16 protein-coding genes are annotated in these 17,297 nt (G+C 54.9%); 10 read left to right on the top strand and 6 right to left on the bottom strand.

Translation table 11 applies throughout. From position 1 onward, the window contains the following. Positions 1–36: 36 nt before the first annotated feature. Positions 37–1,221 (bottom strand): hypothetical protein, encoded by a 1,185-nt coding sequence (locus QWY30_RS14970; protein WP_290242360.1) that lies wholly within the window; start codon positions 1,219–1,221, stop codon positions 37–39. Between the two features lie 11 nt (positions 1,222–1,232). Continuing rightward, a complete protein-coding gene (rfbB, locus tag QWY30_RS14965; protein WP_290242359.1) occupies positions 1,233–2,306 on the bottom strand; it encodes a dTDP-glucose 4,6-dehydratase in 1,074 nt (357 codons plus the stop codon). A gap of 86 nt (positions 2,307–2,392) precedes the next feature. On the opposite strand from rfbB, the gene QWY30_RS14960 reads away from it, so the two are divergent. The 4 genes from QWY30_RS14960 (at position 2,393) to QWY30_RS14945 (ending at position 6,631) form a co-directional block, all read left to right on the top strand. Continuing rightward, positions 2,393–3,739, top strand: a complete 1,347-nt coding sequence (locus QWY30_RS14960; protein ID WP_290242385.1) for a leucine-rich repeat-containing protein kinase family protein — start codon at positions 2,393–2,395, stop codon at positions 3,737–3,739. A gap of 72 nt (positions 3,740–3,811) precedes the next feature. Beyond that, on the top strand, positions 3,812–4,990 hold the full coding sequence (locus QWY30_RS14955) for a CaiB/BaiF CoA transferase family protein (RefSeq protein WP_290242357.1): 1,179 nt from the start codon (positions 3,812–3,814) through the stop codon (positions 4,988–4,990). Beyond that, positions 4,974–5,813, top strand: a complete 840-nt coding sequence (locus tag QWY30_RS14950; protein ID WP_353958810.1) for a FadR/GntR family transcriptional regulator — start codon at positions 4,974–4,976, stop codon at positions 5,811–5,813. Before QWY30_RS14955 ends, QWY30_RS14950 begins: the two co-directional genes overlap by 17 nt. Before the next feature lie 2 nt (positions 5,814–5,815). Continuing rightward, positions 5,816–6,631: an enoyl-CoA hydratase gene (locus QWY30_RS14945; RefSeq protein WP_290242355.1), complete on the top strand. Its 816-nt coding sequence runs from the start codon at positions 5,816–5,818 to the stop codon at positions 6,629–6,631. Positions 6,632–6,728: 97 nt separating this feature from the next. Here the strand turns inward: QWY30_RS14945 and QWY30_RS14940 are convergent, their stop codons facing one another. Together QWY30_RS14940 and QWY30_RS14935 are read right to left on the bottom strand one after the other, a co-directional pair. Continuing rightward, positions 6,729–7,643 (bottom strand): O-antigen ligase family protein, encoded by a 915-nt coding sequence (locus tag QWY30_RS14940; protein WP_290242354.1) that lies wholly within the window; start codon positions 7,641–7,643, stop codon positions 6,729–6,731. 504 nt (positions 7,644–8,147) lie between these two features. Beyond that, positions 8,148–8,939 carry an enoyl-CoA hydratase/isomerase family protein gene (locus QWY30_RS14935; RefSeq protein ID WP_290242352.1) on the bottom strand — a complete coding sequence of 264 codons (792 nt, stop codon included), beginning with the start codon at positions 8,937–8,939 and terminating at the stop codon, positions 8,148–8,150. 111 nt (positions 8,940–9,050) lie between these two features. Between QWY30_RS14935 and rfbD the strand changes: the two genes are divergently transcribed. From rfbD to QWY30_RS14920, 3 genes are read left to right on the top strand one after another with little or no spacing between them, the layout of a single operon-like run. Next, on the top strand, positions 9,051–9,980 hold the full coding sequence (gene rfbD, locus QWY30_RS14930; protein WP_290242350.1) for a dTDP-4-dehydrorhamnose reductase: 930 nt from the start codon (positions 9,051–9,053) through the stop codon (positions 9,978–9,980). A gap of 5 nt (positions 9,981–9,985) precedes the next feature. Continuing rightward, positions 9,986–10,951 (top strand): lipopolysaccharide heptosyltransferase I, encoded by a 966-nt coding sequence (gene waaC, locus QWY30_RS14925; protein ID WP_290242348.1) that lies wholly within the window; start codon positions 9,986–9,988, stop codon positions 10,949–10,951. A gap of 9 nt (positions 10,952–10,960) precedes the next feature. Then, a complete protein-coding gene (locus QWY30_RS14920) occupies positions 10,961–12,475 on the top strand; it encodes a 3-deoxy-D-manno-octulosonic acid transferase (RefSeq protein WP_290242346.1) in 1,515 nt (504 codons plus the stop codon). 159 nt (positions 12,476–12,634) lie between these two features. Here the strand turns inward: QWY30_RS14920 and QWY30_RS14915 are convergent, their stop codons facing one another. Then, the gene (locus QWY30_RS14915) at positions 12,635–13,405 is read right to left on the bottom strand and encodes a type III pantothenate kinase (protein WP_290242345.1); all 771 of its coding nucleotides are present in this window, start codon (positions 13,403–13,405) and stop codon (positions 12,635–12,637) included. After that, complete coding sequence (locus tag QWY30_RS14910) at positions 13,402–14,277, bottom strand: biotin--[acetyl-CoA-carboxylase] ligase (RefSeq protein ID WP_290242344.1); 876 nt, start codon at positions 14,275–14,277, stop codon at positions 13,402–13,404. The genes QWY30_RS14915 and QWY30_RS14910 overlap by 4 nt, the downstream gene beginning before the upstream one ends. 81 nt (positions 14,278–14,358) lie before the next feature. Between QWY30_RS14910 and QWY30_RS14905 the strand changes: the two genes are divergently transcribed. Genes QWY30_RS14905 through QWY30_RS14895 form a run of 3 tightly spaced genes read left to right on the top strand, consistent with a single transcriptional unit; the run spans position 14,359 to position 17,295 of the window. After that, positions 14,359–15,552, top strand: coding sequence for an MlaE family ABC transporter permease (locus QWY30_RS14905; RefSeq protein ID WP_290242381.1), 1,194 nt, complete (start codon positions 14,359–14,361; stop codon positions 15,550–15,552). After that, positions 15,552–16,352, top strand: coding sequence for an ABC transporter ATP-binding protein (locus QWY30_RS14900; RefSeq protein ID WP_290242343.1), 801 nt, complete (start codon positions 15,552–15,554; stop codon positions 16,350–16,352). Before QWY30_RS14905 ends, QWY30_RS14900 begins: the two co-directional genes overlap by 1 nt. Continuing rightward, positions 16,339–17,295, top strand: coding sequence for an MlaD family protein (locus QWY30_RS14895; protein WP_290242342.1), 957 nt, complete (start codon positions 16,339–16,341; stop codon positions 17,293–17,295). Before QWY30_RS14900 ends, QWY30_RS14895 begins: the two co-directional genes overlap by 14 nt. Positions 17,296–17,297 lie beyond the last annotated feature (2 nt).

Raw genomic sequence — 17,297 nt, 5'->3', positions numbered from 1 at the left:
GCAGTGCGTTGTGTGACATGAATGTCTTGCATAACGTCACCCGCGACAAGCCTCCCCTGTAGAACAAAGATATTGGGCAAGAAAAGTAGCACCTTGCATATTACCTGTCGCAGCGACAGGGTCATAGCGCCCTAGCTCAAGCAGTTTGCGCATCTCATCTTCAAAGTCACCGCGATGCAAAGCTTCGGTTGATATCTCAGTGCAATGAGCAACGACCTCAAGCCAGTCTGTTAGTGCTTTTGCTTCGGGCCAATCGCGACGTTCAACATACAAAACAGGGACACCAGCGGCAGCCGCTTCGACAAACATGCCATAACCAGGCTTGGTTAGGATTAAGTCGACGGAGGCAACTAAATCAGAGTAGCTCAGGCCGGTTTGGGTTTCTGAAATGACGTGTGGATGCTTAGATATTTGTGCAATTTTACCGGCCACTATGTAGTGAATCGGCTTGCCAAGCATATGAGTTGACCATTCATCAAGCTCGAGGTCGAAGGGCATCCCTCCCATCCCGACCAACACAAGCCAGACATCCTCAGTTACCTGTGTGTTTAAAGTTAGTGCGTCTCTGCGCATGATGCCCGGTTTGCAGACGGGGCCGATTGCACGCGTATTGGTGAGCGTTAGCATCGGCATACTAGGTGTAGGCAACAAGAAGCAGTCAGCCTGCTGATAAATCCCGCGTATCTCACGCACAATCTCTGCTCCCACGCGCGCAAGCTCTGGCGAAATAGAACGTGATGCAGCAGTATTTTCAAGAGCATTAGGAGTCGCCAGCAAAAGCGCATGCTCAAGAACATCGGCCCAGTTCAACGAGCACAGCGCAACAGAAGGAATGCCTGCTTTTTTTGCAGCTGCGAGCGTCAAATATGGAATGTCTGCCAAGACAAGATCGACCTTTTGTTCAAGCAGTTCCTCGGATAGGTGCTCAATCCTTTCGGGCATGGAGGCATGAAACTTTTGATAAGCAAGCAAGCTGGCGCTAAGATCGACCGTCAGTGCATCTCGCATCACCATGCCAAAGTCATCGGCGACGGGTTGTAAAACGTCGGGGTTGAGTATTCGCTTTTGAATTTGATCGGCAGGAAAGGTTGCGCTAATAGTAAGACGTAAATTCGGGATCAGTTCGCGCAATTGATTGATGACGGGTGCTGCCTGTGATAGATGACCAAAGCCATGAGATGACAGGGCAACTAAAAGATGTGGAGGGCGAGGTGATGGCAAGGTAATGACGCCTAACCGTACTGCTTACCCAGCCATTGACGATATTCCCCGCTGGTAACGCCTTCCACCCATTCGGGATTGTCCAGATACCACTCCACCGTTTTTTTAATCCCGGTTATAAACGTTTCTTGTGGCTTCCACCCCAGTTCGCTTTCGATTTTTCGTGCATCGATCGCGTAGCGGCGATCATGGCCGGGGCGATCTTTGATATAGGTGATCTGTTCCGCGTATTTTTTACCATCCGTCCGGGGGCGCAACGTATCGAGGTGGCTGCAGATCGTTTTAACAACATCGATATTGGCCATCTCGTTCCAGCCGCCAATATTGTAGGTCTCTCCAATGCGCCCGGCTTCGAGGACTCGTATGATCGCGCGGCAGTGATCTTGTACAAATAGCCAGTCACGAATTTGCTGACCATCGCCGTATATCGGCAGGGGCTTGTCATTTAAGGCATTCAGGATGACGAGTGGAATCAGTTTTTCTGGGAAGTGATAGGGACCATAGTTGTTGCTGCAGTTGGTCGTCAGAACAGGCAAGCCATAGGTGTGATGCCAGGCGCGAACCAGATGGTCGGACGAGGCCTTGCTGGCCGCATAGGGGCTATTCGGCTCGTAAGGGTTCGTCTCGGCAAAAGGAGGGTCCTGAGGTCCCAGGGTGCCATAGACTTCATCGGTCGAAACATGCAGAAAGCGAAAGCTTGCCTGGTTCACGTCCTCGCCGCTGTCCTCGGCGGGCAGGGTCGACCAATAGGCGCGAACGCACTCAAGCAAGTTGAACGTGCCGATCACATTGGTCTGGATAAACTCGCCCGGACCCAGAATTGATCGGTCAACGTGAGACTCAGCGGCAAAATTGAGAACGGCGCGGGGCTTGTATGAAGAGAGCAGTTCAGAGACGAGTTTTTGGTCGCATATATCGCCCTGCACAAAAATATGACGCTTGTCATCTGCCAGCGAGGCCAGATTCGCGAGATTGCCTGCATAGGTCAGTTTGTCCAGATTCACAATGGGTTCGTCATGGTTTGAAAGCCACGTATGAACAAAATTACTACCTATAAAGCCTGCGCAACCGGTGACAAGAATCATCTCATGTACTCAAAAGGTCGATTTGTTGCCAAATTGTAGGGTATGAACGAGGGGTGTTGGTCGAGGATTTGTTACTCTTTCAGGCTATGAATGTATCGATTCCAACACTGGAGCAGTTTAGAGAAGAGTCCCGGGCGGGTCGCTTGGCAGGGCGGGTTCGCCTGCAATTACCCTGCAACCTAACAGATTTCCCCGCTGAAATCTTCAGCCTGGCGGACTCTCTGGAGATCCTTGACCTGTCAGGTAACGCCCTATCCAGACTGCCCGATCGCCTGCCCGAACTACGTAAGTTAAAAATCCTGTTCTGTTCTGATAACCACTTTACCGAGCTGCCGCGCGTACTGGGTCAATGTAAAAATTTGAGCATGATCGGATTTAGGAACAACCGAATCACTCACATTGCGCCCGAAGCTTTGCCTCCCTTGTTGCGCTGGTTGATTTTGACGGGGAACCAGCTGTCCGCATTGCCGTCTGAGCTCGGTCATCGTCCTTATCTGCAAAAACTGATGGTGGCGGGTAATCGCCTGCAGGCTCTGCCACAAGAACTCAGCCTGTGTAAAAATCTGGAGCTCCTCCGAATCGCGGCGAACAGATTTGATGTCTTACCTGAGGTCTTGTTCAAATTGCCGCGCCTGTCCTGGTTAAGCTATTCGGGCAATCCGTTTTGTTCACACAACGAGCAAACCGCCCTGGCAGATACTCCAGTCAAGCAGATTCCCTGGTCTTCTTTGTCTTTGCAGCAAAAACTTGGCGAGGGTGCCTCGGGTGTGATTTACCAAGCTGTCTGGCAATCTGTCACCCCGATCCCGGTTGCCGTCAAGTTATTCAAAGGTGAGCTGACAAGCGATGGTTTGCCGATCAGTGAAATGGCTGCATGCATGCGGGCGGGGATTCATCCAAACTTGATCAAAGTACTTGGCAAAATAGGGGATCATCCGGAGGGCGTGAATGGTCTGGTGATGTCTCTCGTCGATGCAAGTTATCGCAACCTGGCTGGCCCGCCAAGCTTTGCCTCGTGTACGCGCGATGTCTATGACGATGACTTACGCTTGAGTTTTTCTGAAATGCTGAGCATCGTTTCTGGTATCGCTGGTGTCGCGCAGCAAGTGCATGCTAATGGAATCATGCACGGTGATTTGTACGCGCACAATATTCTGTTGGGCCAAAATGGAGATGCCTTGCTAGGTGATTTTGGAGCGGCGTGTTTTAAGCCTACCGCTGCTGCGCACAGTCACGCGCTTGAAAAGATCGAAGTGCGTGCCTTCGGTTATTTGCTCGAGGAATTGCTTGAGCGCTACGAAGGTGAGGCAACGGCGGGGGCGACCTTTGCGACGCTGACCCATTTAACTGCGTTGCGTGATGCTTGCTTGCACATAGACCCAACCCAACGACCTGTTTTTACAGAGGTCGTGGCAAGAATCCGGACAGCTTAATTATTTTCTTGTAAGATGTCCAACATCTAAAAATTGCAATCATAATTGCACCCGACTGCACCGGAGACCTCAATGCCCAAGCTACCCCTCAGCCGTTTTACTGTGCTGGATCTGACGCGCGTGCGCTCTGGCCCTGCCGCGGTCCGCCAGCTGGGAGACTGGGGTGCAAATGTCATCAAGATCGAAGAGCCGGGTGATATGCCGGACGACAAACCGGGCGGCTCAGCGCAGTTTGCAGACTACCAAAATACCCACCGTAACAAACGCAGCATCACCATCAACTTAAAGCACCCCAAGGGCAAGGCTTTGTTTATGGAGATGGTGAAGCAGGCGGATGTGGTGATTGAAAACTATCGCCCCAACGTCAAATTCAAGCTTGGCATCGACTACGAGTCACTGCGCAAGGTCAATCCACGCATCATTCTCGCCAGCGTCTCTGGCTTTGGCCAAGATGGTCCGTACAAGGATCGTCCTGGTCTGGATCAGATTGCCCAGGGTATTGGCGGCATTATGTCCGTGACGGGTGAGCCTGGTCGCGGGCCCATGCGTGCCGGCATACCGGTGGCGGATCTGACTTCGGGATTATTTTGTGCCATCGGTACCTTAGTTGCACTGCTCGAGCGCGAGGAGTCGGGCGAGGGTCAGTGGGTACAGTCCTCGCTCTTGCAGGCTCAGGTCTGGATGATGGATTTTCAGATCATGCGTTGGCTGATGAACAAGGAAATCCCGGGGCAGAGTGGCAACGACCATCCCACCAGCTCGCCGACAGGTGTGTATACGACTTCGGATGGTTATATCAATATTGCCGCCATGGGTACGGAAATGTATGTACGTCTGGCGAATGTGTTGGGCTTGCCAGAGCTGATCGACGACCCTCGGTTTAAGACCCTCCAGCTACGCGCCAAGAATCGTCCTGAGCTCAATGCCGCCATCAACGCACGGACGAAACAGGAAAACACGGAATTTTGGATTGATTTGCTCAACAAGGAAGGTGTGCCTTGTGGTCCGATCAAGAACGTGCAGCAAACCATGGAAGATCCTCAGGTCGTCCATCTGGGCATGGCTAAAAAGCTCCAGCATCCCAAGCTTGGAGAAATTAGTGTGGTGGGTCAGCCCGTCATCATGAGTCGCTCCAAGCGCGAGGTCTTTGTGGCCGCCCCAGATCGTGGCGAGCATAATAAAGAAGTATTCGCAGAGTTCGGTATCAGTGCGGCTCGCATCGAAGAGCTCGCTCGTGAAGGTGCGATCTAAGTTGGATAAGCCAGGCATCACCACAACCGTCTACACGGCTCGCAGACAACAGGCGACAGGTCGTCGAGGCGCGAGTGCCAAGCTTGCTTCGGCCGTGTCCTCGTCGACCGCGTCGGCTTTTGACAGTCTCGGCCGTCCGGAAAATCTCCCGGATGAGATCGCGCAGCAGCTGCGCACACGTATCCTCAATGAAAGTCTCGCCCCCGGACAGCGTTTACCGACCGAGCAGGAGCTTGGCGCGCAATTTGGTGTCAGCCGCAATGTGGTGCGCGAAGCGATCGCGCGGCTCAAGCTCACGGGTTTGGTTGAGACGCGTCATGGCGTGGGTACCTTTGTCTGTGCAGATATCGCGCTGCGTCCATTCGAGGTATCGCATGACGATTTGCTGGACTTGTCTCAGCTCATTCATGTGCATCAATTGCGGATTGAGATCGAATCGGGTGCTGCTGCCTTGGCAGCGACGCACCGCACTGCAGCTCAGCTTGAGTCGCTTCGTCAGTCGCTTAGGCGTCTGGAGCAACACGCTTCGGATTGGGAGGCGGCCTCGCACACGTCGGTAGATTTTCATCTGGCGGTCGCGCATTGCGCCAACAATCCTTACTTTGTTCGCATCATGGGACATTTGAGTCATGTGATCCATCATGCTGTACGCACGTTCAGATTCAGAACGATTGGCACGACTCGCGTGGAAGAAATAGAGAACGAGCACGAGATCATCGTCGAGGCAATCGCCCGGCGTGACTCGGCAGGTGCTCGTCTCGCCATGAGGACACATTTAGAAACCGCTATGGCACATTATCGAACATTACTTGGAGACCTTTAAAAATGACGACCACCAGATTGTTGCAGGGCGAAATCACAGACAACTTGATCATCGAGAAAAGGGGTGCTGTGGGCTGGATTACCTTTAACGACCCAGCCAAACACAATGCGATGTCATACGACATGTGGGCGGCTTTGCCCGGCGTCATTAAGATGTTTGAAAACGATGACGAGATCCGTGCGGTGGTCTTGACCGGCGCGGGTGGCAAGTCCTTTGTCAGCGGCGCCAACATCTCCCAGTTTGAAAAACTGCGCACTGCAGCGGATGCGGTCGCCGAGTACGAACGTGTGGGCGAAGAAGCCCAGGGCTCGATTTACAACTGCTCCAAGCCAGTGATCGGTCGTATCGACGGCTATTGCATCGGTGGCGGATTGAACCTGTCCTTGTGCTGCGACATCCGTATCGCATCCGATGTCAGTACGTTTGCAATTCCCGCCGGCCGTTTAGGTCTGGGCTATCGCTTGACCGCGATTCGTAACCTGGTCAGCACAGTCGGCGCGCCACAGGCGCTCGACATTATGTTGTCCGCCCAGCGTTTCACGGCGCAGCAAGCCAAGGAAAAAGGTCTGATTCAACATCTGGTGCCAGCAGCCGAGCTCGACAAGGCTGTGGATGAGTATCTCGCCAAAGTCGTTGCGAACGCACCCATCACGCTGCGCGCAGGTAAAAAAGCGATCCGCGAGTTTCAGAAAGTACCTCCACACGTGGACGTCGAAGGCATCAAACAGATGGTCTTGGCATGTTTCGCCAGCGACGACTATCAGGAAGGCAAGCGTGCCTTCGCTGAAAAGCGTGCACCTGTGTTTCGTGGAAAGTAAATACTGATCAAGAGTTAACCTTCAAGGTTAACTCTTCAAGTATGCGCCGCATTTGAAAGCGTTTTTGATAAGCGCCTCTAATTAAAGAGGCGCTTTTTTACGTCCTGCATGCCTGGTCAGTGTCAGAGTGAAGCGTGTGGTTCGTGCAAAGAATGATGGAATAAATCAATGCAAGTCCGAGTGTTACGCTTGTGAAATTATGCAACGTATTGGTATTTGTAAAAAAAGTGGTGAATGTTGTAAAACAGATACCTGCGAGGGTAAGTGAAAGCACAACATTGACTCGCCGCACGATCAGGGCGGCTAACAAAATGCCAAGTAAATAGGAAAGTGTGGCGCCCCCTCCTAAAATGCCATAATCAATGACTGAGTTGAGGTACTCGTTATGAGTATGTTCCATTTCATCAAAAGGGAACTTGGCCTCCCTGCTCCATTGGTCGACGAGCTGGTTTCGTTTTTCGATCCCCACACCTAGCAAAGGATGTTGAGCAAAAGATTCCACTCCTCTTTCCAGAAAGTGCAGGCGCAGTCCTACAGAGGTGCCCCTTTGATCTTCTTTAAAACTGTTTATTTCGTTCAGAGCTGTTGTGACGCGGTTTTTGGGGATTTCGTGTAGCTCAGGAATGCTGATGGATAATATGCCAAGAAAAACAGCAATACCCGCGTAACTCAGCCAGAGGCGTCTGCTATTGAGGCGCTTTAAGGAGATGTCTTGTCTAAAGCTAAACAGCAGTAAACAAAACACCCAGATAACTGCCAAATAGGCACCGCGAACTCCTGCCAGAACAATTGAAGTTAACAATAATAAAGAGCCTGCTGTAGCAATGCTGTTCAAGGCAAGCGATTTTTTTTCAAGGTGTGGCTCGGGTGATAGTTTGTAGCTTGCCAGGACCAATGCAAACAATGACATGCCAAAAGCCCAGGGAATGATATTGGTCGGGATGCTGAGCTCTTGAATCCACCGATACGAAACAATCAGAGCAGGTATGCAGGACAATGCGAGAGCGGTCACCAATTCTCTGCGAAATTTTGTTTGGATGTTGATTCGTCTGACCAGTATGTGTAGAGCGATCGCGGTCAACAGCATGCGCACATCGAAATGCCTGTATGCCCAGCTGTCTTCCCAGTAAAGCTGACCGATTGTTCGTAAAACAAACGCTGCGGCAAAGCACCAAAAGATGACCGTCGTAGCGCGATATAGCTCGCGGCGTCCGGCAGTGCTCGCCTCGATAACGGGTGTTGTACCAGCAAGCCAAAAACTCCAAACAATCGCCATTACCCATGCTGCGCCTGCGGCTTTGGTAGACGCAGGTGAAAAGGCTACTAAGGCTAACCACAAATACCAGCCTAGCTGATGTGCGGATTGTTTGGACATGGATTATTAGTTTTTATACGCTAAAGAAAAGGTATTTGGGCTAGTTTAACTTAGGCTCCAACAGATCTCCTTAAAGCTAAAAATTAAATTATTAATACAAGTACATGTTTTGTATATTTTTTAAATTGATCGGTGGGCGACTTATCGCCCGACAAAAACCGCAGGCCGTTTCTCCAGAAACGCTTTCTGCGCCTCTTTTGCGTCCTCGGTTTTTGCGATCGCTGCGGTCATGTCCTGTTCGTAGCGGTAGCCATCCCGCAGGCTCATGTCTTCGATGGCGTTGAGCGTTTGTTTGGCCAGCCCAATCGAGAGCGGGCTCTTGCTGGCGATCGTTTGTGCAAGCTCGAGTGCAGCAGGCATCAGTCCCTCGGGAGTGGTTACTTGCAGTACGACTCCCAGACGGTATAGCTCATCGGCAGGTACGCGGTAGCCGGTGAACATCATTTTGCGCAGCATGGTGTGAGGAAACAAGCGCGCTGCGTGACTGCCGCCACCGAGGAGGCCGACGTCGATTTCGGGCAGTGCCAGGCAGCCTTTTTCGGAGGAGATGATCAGGTCGGCCGAGGCAGCGATCGCGAGGCCCGCTCCAAGGGCAGGACCGTTGAGGGCGACGATGACAGGCTTGGTGCATTCCCGAATTGCATGAAAACACTCTCTCGTGCGGCGTGAGTGAGCGGGCAGATCACCGGGTCCTTTGATAACTGAAGACCGGCCTTTTAGGTCGGCGCCAGCGCAAAATATTTTGCCCTCACCGGTCAGGACAACGGAGCGTACCTCGGGTGTCTCGGAGATGATGTCGAGCGCCGCGGTGAGCTCATCGCTGAGGGTTTTTGAGAGGGCATTGACGGGAGCGTGATTGAGGCTCAGCACAGCAATATGATCGACAAGGCTGCAGCTCAGTTGAGTCATTTGTGGCAGGAAGGTATTGGTCATGGTTTGATCGTCCCCATTAGATTTGTTGGTTTGTTGATTTGTTGTGTTTGCATAAGCATAACAATATCGAATGGCCCTTTTCAGAGGTCTTTGATGATGCATAATTCGCAGATGAAAACCAAAATCCTCTTAATTGGTGGCAACGGTCAGGTTGGTCATGCGCTGAAATCCTCTCTCCAGGAATTGGGGGAGTTGGTGGTTTGTACGCGCGCTGAGTTAGATCTGGGTGTAGTAGGTAGGGGGGCAGATCATCTCGCACACTGCCCGATTTCAGCACTCGTTTCGAGTGTGAAACCGAACATTGTCGTGAATGCTGCAGCCTACACCGCAGTGGATCGGGCCGAAACAGAGACTGAGCTTGCGAATTCCATTAACGTAGTCGCGCCGGGTCTGCTTGCCAGGGCTGCGCATACCGTTGGGGCATGCATGGTTCATTACTCGACGGACTATGTGTATGCCGGGATTAAAAAGACGCCTCATGTCGAGACGGACGAGACTCAGCCTTTGTCAGTCTATGGTCGCACCAAGCTTGAGGGCGAACGCGCGGTCGCTGAGGCCTGCCCAAGACATTTGATCTTTCGGACAAGCTGGGTGTTCGGGGCGCACGGTGGAAATTTTTTAAAGACCATGCTCAAGCTCGCACAGGAGCGAGATGAGTTGAGAGTGGTGTCTGATCAGGTGGGGGCACCGACCACGGCTGCGTTGATTGCTGAGACAACGACGCAGATTTTGGGTCAGATGACTGGACAGCCGGCAGACGATCCGCGCTGGGGTGTCTACCATCTGACGGCGGGTGGTGAGACGAATTGGCATGCGTATGCAAGCTATGTGATCGCTCGGGCGCGCGACGCCGGCTGGCCGATCAAGGTCGCGGATCACGCGATTTCGGCGATTCGCACCAAGGACTTTCCCGTTGCTGCGACGCGGCCGATGAATTCATGCCTGGATACAAGCAAGATACGTCAGGCGTTTGGCGTGAGTTTGCCTGATTGGCGGGTGGGGGTGGATGAGGTGTTGATATCGCTCAAACAGGGGAGGTGATCGAAGTGACCACCAGAATCCTGATCGTTCGTACATCCTCGCTGGGTGACTTGGTGCACATGTTGCCTGCGATTTCCGACATTGCGCGGCATGTGCCGGGGGCGCAGATTGACTGGCTGGTCGAGGAGAGTTTTGCGCAGATTCCGGCCTGGCATCCTGCGGTGCATGAGGTGATTCGCGTGGCGCATCGTCGCTGGCGCAAGGCCTGGTGGTCAGCGGAGGTGAGAGCCGCACGTCGGACTCTCGAGCTTAATCTACGAGCGCGTCGCTACGATATCGTGCTGGATATGCAGGCGTTGTTGAAATCGGTTTGGCTCACACGCATGGCCTCTGGTGTCAAGCATGGTCTTGGTTTTACCTCCGCTCGTGAACCAATAGCCTCATTGTTTTATGACGTGCGTCATCGTGTGAAATTCTGGCAGCCTGCGGTGACGCGTCAGCGAGAGCTGGCGGCGGCAACCTTTGGTTACACCTATGAGGGAGCGCCTGATTTTGGTTTGCAGGCTTTCGAAGACGAAGCTCGGATATTGCGTACGCACGAGGATGCCTATGCAGTGATCATGCCCTCGGCGAGTCGTGACGACAAACTCTGGCCCGAGCAGGACTGGCAGGCGGTATTTGATCGTCTGACTGACGAGGGTTTGCAACTCAAGTTGTTGGCGGGGAACGATGCGGAAATGCAACGGGCTCAGGCTCTTGTCGCTGGCCGTCGCAATGCGCTGGTGCTGCCTCGTATGGATTTGACGGAGGCGGCTCGTTGTCTGGCGGGCGCAAGACTGATGGTCGGGCTCGATAGCGGGTTGACACATCTGTCGGCGGCTCTTGGTCGTCCAACCATCGGTATTTACAAAGCTTCCACGCCTGTCAGAACGCCTCTTGTTGGTGCGGCTTTCACGGCTAGTCTGGGGGATCGGGGCAAATCTCCCACCCGGGAGACAGTTTTAAGTGCATTGAACGACGCTCTGCGCTAGTATCTCGCCATGGCACAACAGGCGTACACCCTCCTTTTGAGATTGCTGTCCCCCCTGATCTGGGGGTGGATGTATTGGCGTGCTCGTCGCGCGGGTGGGGATTGGAAGATTTTCTCGTCGGATCGCTTCGGTTCCTATGCCCTGCCGTGGGATGGCGAACCACCGGTCTGGGTACATGCGGTGAGCCTGGGCGAGACACGTGCGGCGCAGTCTTTGATTGTGTCCTTGTTGTCGCGCGGCGATCGTGTGTTGTTGACGCACACCACACCCACAGGCCGCGCCGAGGGTGCAAAGTTGTTTGCCGCCGAGATCGCGACGGGTCAATTGCGTCAGCAATGGTTGCCCTATGACTTTCCCGGTGCGACGCGCCGGTTTTTCAAACACTATCGTCCCAGACTGGGGATTTTGATTGAACGTGAGGTCTGGCCCAATCTGCTGGATCAGGCCCAGAAAGCCGATGTGCCGATGATTTTGGCGAGCGCGCGGTTTTCTGAGCGTGCGCAGGGACATGTCCGTCGCATCGATCAGGTGTTCCTGAGTCTGATGCGCGACGCGTATGCCAGCATTGATCTGGTGCTGGCGCAGACCGAAGACGATGCGCGCAGGTTGTTTGAGGTGGGTGCCTCGAACGTGCAGATCGTCGGCAATCTAAAGTTTGATGTGGTGTTGCCGATTGTCGCGGTCGATGCGGGCCGCGCTTGGCGTCAACGTCTGACCCGCCCGGTGATTTCGATTGCGAGCACGCGCGAAGGCGAGGATGCGATGTTTGTCTCGGCGATCCAGCATCAGCTCAAACATCCCGGGGTCAAGCTGGAGGATTTCTCGGCGCACGCTGTGCATTTTGATCCGATTTTGACGCCTATTGTGTCCAATGATGTGCCGACAGAGCCATCATTGAAATTGAACGCGTCAATCGGTGCTTCAGACAACCCCACATCTGCTTCCCCTTCCTACCCCTCCCCAGCTTCTCCCCCTCCCTTGTTTTTCCTGATTCCGCGTCATCCTCAGCGTTTTGACGAGGCGGCGGCTTTGCTGGAGCAATCCGGGCTGCGTTTTGTGCGGTGGTCTGATATTCGTCACAACACGCACGCTGATCGTGAGTTGTCGGATGTGCAGGTGGTCTTGGGTGACACGCTTGGTGAGATGCCGTTCTTTTATGCAGCGAGTGATGTTGCGATTGTGGCGGGAAGTTTTGCGCCGCATGGTGGTCAAAATCTAATCGAGGCGTGCGCGATGGGAACGCCCGTGATCGTCGGGCCGTTCGCGCGTAATTTTGCCGATGCGGTACAGGGTGCGGTTGCAGCGGGCGCTGCAGTGCAGATTCAGCGTTCGGAAATTGTGGATCCTGCGTTACGTGCCGTGGCGACGGCCTTGAATTGGCTCAAGGAACCCGAGGCGCTGGCTGCGCGTGGTCATTCCGGGCGTGATTGGGTAGCTCTGCATACGGGCGCGACTGCCCGGATTTTGCAGCAGATCAACGACTTTGAAGTTGCACGGGACCAAGCTTTGCAGCGTCGGCATTAAGCGGCACAGGTAGTTTGTTTGGCGCTGTGCGACCAGCCTCCGCCCGAGGCGTGCCAAACCATCCCTGGCCCACGCCAAAGACGCCAAGATTAATCAACATCAAAATAATAAAAACAGCTCTCATGCAGTGACTCGCATTAATCCCTGATGTCCCATAGCTTATTCGCTCTGCAGCACGCGCGCCAGTCCATCGAGTACCGGGTGGGCGATAAATTTGATGTCGAGCGAGGCCAACATGCGTCGGACTTCTGTTTCGACCTCGGGCCAGCCGCCACCGCTCACGCAGAGTGTCGGTGCCACGCCGAAGCGTTGACGCGTGATTTCGCACTGGCGCCAGACGGCCCCAGTTTGCGCGGCGACCACGCCTGTGGAGATGGCTTGCAGGGTGTGGGTGGGATAGTCTGAGCCTGCGCCACTTGCCAGAGGCAGGTTGGCCGTGCCTTGGGCAAGAGACTGTCGCATCAGGGCCGGACCGGGCAGGATGAGTCCGCCTTCGAAACGTTTTTCCGGGCTGAGGGTGTCGATGGTGGTCGCGGTCCCAAAGGTGGCAAGCACCAGGGGAGGATGTGCTTTGGGAAAATGACCGGCCAGCCCCAGCAGCGCGGCCCACCGATCGGCCCCGAGCTGTTCGGGTCTGTCGTAGCCGTTTTGGACGTCAAGCTGGGTGGCGGCAGGGGCATTCCAGCTCAGCGGACAACTCGCCTCCCGAAAAACCTCCGTCAGCATGTCTGCGACTACGCTCCCTGCGACATTGACACCCATCGCCGCGCGGGGCTGGACTGGCAGGCTGGACAGCCACTTGCGCAGTCGCTCTGGCAGCTGGGCCAACGGATTGAGTGCCACCGCATGCACAGCCGCCTCACGGCCCAGGCTGGGGTGATACCAGCCCAGTTTGAGTCGGCTGTTACCAACGTCGAGCAAGACGATCATGGAGTCCCCTTTGCGTTGTGAGTGTGTGCTGGACGAATCGAGACATCGCCGACCAGTATGGGTATCGCGCCTGTTTCGGTCACGACGCAAAGCCTGCCCAGATGATCAGTGCCCTGCGCAATGCCTTCATGGAGGATGTTGCCCTGGTCGATCACTTGCACGGGCTGCCCGGCGAGCACATCGACGGTCTCGAAGTCTTGTTTGAACGCCGCATAGCCGTGCTCGCCATAAACCTTTAGCGCCTGTTGCCAGGTTTTTGCAATATGGGCAACGATTTGCGCGGGTGAGGGCAATGGCTCCGCTTGAATCATCCCCAGATCGGCGATTTCACGTCCGAGTACCTCACTCAGTGCGGAAGCATCCCGCAGATTGAGTCCCATTCCGACCACCACTTGAGCGGAAGGTCCGGTTTCAATCAGCAAGCCCGCGAGCTTGGCGCCATGCCACTGAAGGTCGTTGGGCCATTTAAGGGTGAGGGACTCGAGCGCGCTGTGATCATGCTGCGCACCAAGTAACGCGCGCAGAGCCAGGCAGGTCGCCACGCCAAGCGCGGGCGCGATACCTGGCAGCTTTGACAGCGGGATCTTGGGCTCAAAGGCGCAGGAAAACATGAGCGTTGATCCGGCAGTGTTGGCCCAGGGTCGGCCGGCGCGTCCTTTGCCGGCAGTTTGCAGATGCGCCCCCAACAGCCACGGGCGGGCGGGGATGGGTTCAGAACGCCTAAGACGCTGAATGAGATCCGCGTTGGTGGAGCCGGTGCTAGCGACCCATTGAACCGAACCAAAGTCCGGCAAAGCCGTGATGAATGCCTCGCTCAAGTCCTCGGGACTTGGAAAAGGGGAGCAGGAATCGGCGTGGGCGGAAATGCGCATCACCTGATTTTACGGGGTGAATTATGATGGAGGGAATCAGTCTGAATGAAAGCAGCAATTTTTGACGGATTCCAGTCCTATATGGCGTTACCAACTCCAACCGCAGCACCCCAAGCACCTCAAGCACCCCACACAGTTTCCACGACTGCAGGCGGTGCGACGAACAATGCTTCGCCCGTGACGGTCGTAGGTGGACGCTGTGTCTTGACGGGGAACTGGAATGTGCAAGCGCTCGCGATCAAGGGCGAGGTTGGTAGACGCGGACAGGCGCTTGCGGCCGCGAAGTCCTTTGCTCCCTCAATTGCTTGGGATCTTTCCGGCATTGGCATGTTGGACGCGGTGGGGGCGCAGCTGCTGTGGCAGTATTGGGATCAAAAGATCCCGGCGGGTACGCAGCTCACGCCGGGTCAGCAAGCTTTATTTGAGATTTTGGCGGACCATCCGATCGATGGCGTCCCCCCCAAGCCGCCAACGGACTGGCTGGCGTGGGTGCGCGGGATTGGCGTGGGTGTGTTTGTCACCCTTGAGCATGGTCAAAAGTTATTGCTGCTGCTGGGTGGCTTTGTGCTGGATTTCGCCAAGTTTTTGCGACACCCTGTGCGGGGTCCTTGGCGTGAAATTTCCGCGCAGATTTATCGCGTCGGCACACAGGCCCTGGGGATCACGGCGCTGGTTGGATTTTTGATCGGTGTGGTGCTGTCGTATTTGTCTGCCCAACAGCTCGCGGTCTTTGGTGCGGGTCAGTTTATTGTCAAGCTGCTCGGGATCGCGACTGTGCGCGAGCTCGGTCCGGTGCTGGCCGCGATATTGGTGGCCGGACGCTCAGGGTCTTCGATTACGGCGCAGATCGGTGTGATGCGTGTGACGCAAGAGCTCGATGCCATGCAGGTGATGGGCATTTCACATGGGCAACGCCTGATTTTGCCTCGCATGATCGCACTGGCCGTTGCAATGCCTTTGCTGGTCTTATGGACCGATGCGATTGCCTTGTTTGGTGGCATGATCGCTGCCAAACTTGAGCTCGGTCTGTCTTTGCAATGGTTCTTTACGGAATTGCCGGATGCGGTCGGTTTGACAAACTACAAAATCAGTTTGATCAAAGGCGTGACCTTCGGTCTTTGGATCGCGTTGATCGCCTGCCACTTTGGATTGCGTATCGAACCCAATACCGAGAGCCTGGGTCGCGGGACAACGGCGTCTGTGGTGACGGCGATTACGGGTGTGATTTTGATCGACGCCTTGTACGCGATCATCTTTAACGAGATGGGGATCTGATGCAACAGGATCAACCCATCATCGATGTGGATAATCTGACGACTGCGTTTGGTACGCATGTGGTTCACAAGGATTTGAATTTAAAAATCTTCCCCAAGGAAATCCTTTCCCTGGTCGGTGGTTCGGGTTCGGGCAAGACAACGTTATTGCGGCAGATTTTGGGCCTGGATCGGCCGCGTGCGGGCGTGGTGAGTGTGTTTGGGCGGCCGGTGCATGATTACGTGGGCGCCGAACGGATTGCGCTCACGCGGCGCTGGGGCATGTTGTTTCAGGCGGGGGCGTTGTTTTCCGCCTTGCCCGTGTTTGACAATATTGCGCTGCCCTTGCGCGAGATGCATCACCTGCCCGAGGACTTGATCCGCGAAGTGGTGTTGATGCGACTGAGCTGGATGGGCATGACTGCGCGTGATGCGGCCTTGATGCCCTCGGATCTGTCTGGGGGCATGATCAAGCGTGTCGCATTGGCGCGCGCCTTGGCGCTGGATCCAGAGTTGTTATTTTTGGATGAGCCGACGGCGGGTCTGGATCCACAGCGTTCGGACGAGTTTTGCGAATTGATTCGTGCCCTGCATCGTGAGTTGGGTTTTACGGTCGTGATGGTGACGCATGATCTCGATACGATTGCGGCATTGTCGACACGCGTGGCAGTATTGGCTGAAAAGAAAGTGTTGGTCGAAGGTACGCTTGAGGAAGTGATGAAAGTCAAACATCCTTTCCTCGATGCCTTCTTTCATGGTGAACGCGCAGTGCGCGCGTTTGGCGTGGCAAATCCTAAGGAAGCGAAAAATGGAAAATCGTAGTCATGCCCTGCTGGCGGGACTATTTACACTGCTGCTCGTGATCGCGGCGGGCGTCGTCGCGATTTGGGTGAGCAAGCAAAATCTGCCCCGCGTGCCCTACGAGTTGATTGCGACTTCGCCTGTGACGGGTTTGTCGGTTCAGTCCGAGGTCCGCTATCAGGGTGTGCCGGTCGGCAATGTGGAGTCTTTGCGCTTCGTGCCTGAAAAGCCTGGCAAGGTCTTGATTTTGATTGGAATCGATCCTCGAACACCCATCACACGCGCGACGTGGGCGGAGATTGTGATCGCGGGTGTGACGGGGATTTCAAACGTCGAGTTGCGAGACGATGGTACGTCGACGACGCGTCTGGATTCGAGTCCGGGCAAAATCGCACAGATTCCGATCCGTCCCAATTTTCTGGATCGCCTGATCGCGCAGGCCTCGGGGATGGCGCCTGCAGTCGAGGGTTTATTGCTGCACATCCAAAAACTCGCCAGCGATGAAAACATCGAGGCCTTGAACTCGACTTTGCGCAACGTCGCTTCATTATCTGATCAACTCAGACGCTCGGTCGTGATGCTCGAGCCTGGCATTGCAAAGGTGCCGGCGCTGATCGACGGGCTGGTGGTCACCGGTAAGCGTGTCGACGATGCCATGATCGATATCCGCAAGCTCACGCTTTCCGCGCAAAAGACTCTCGATGGTTTCAATGCGCCAGGTGGCACGATGGTGCAGGTGACGCAGAGTCTCAAGGATATCCGTGAGGCCGTGGCCCAGCTGCGCGTATCGACGCTGCCGGATGTGTCGATGTTGACGTTGAGCGCGACCGATGCTTCGCGCGCACTCACGCAAACGGCGCGTCAATTGGGACAAGCCCCCCAGTCGCTGATTTTCGGACCCCCTCGCATGGTGCCCGGACCCGGTGAACCCGGTTTTGCAGGTTTTGGCGCCGTTGGGCGTTGAGG

This window comes from Zwartia panacis, assembly GCF_030410395.1.
GTDB classification, from domain to species: Bacteria; Pseudomonadota; Gammaproteobacteria; order Burkholderiales; family Burkholderiaceae_B; genus Zwartia; species Zwartia panacis.
This window is presented reverse-complemented; position numbering and strand designations above follow the sequence as displayed.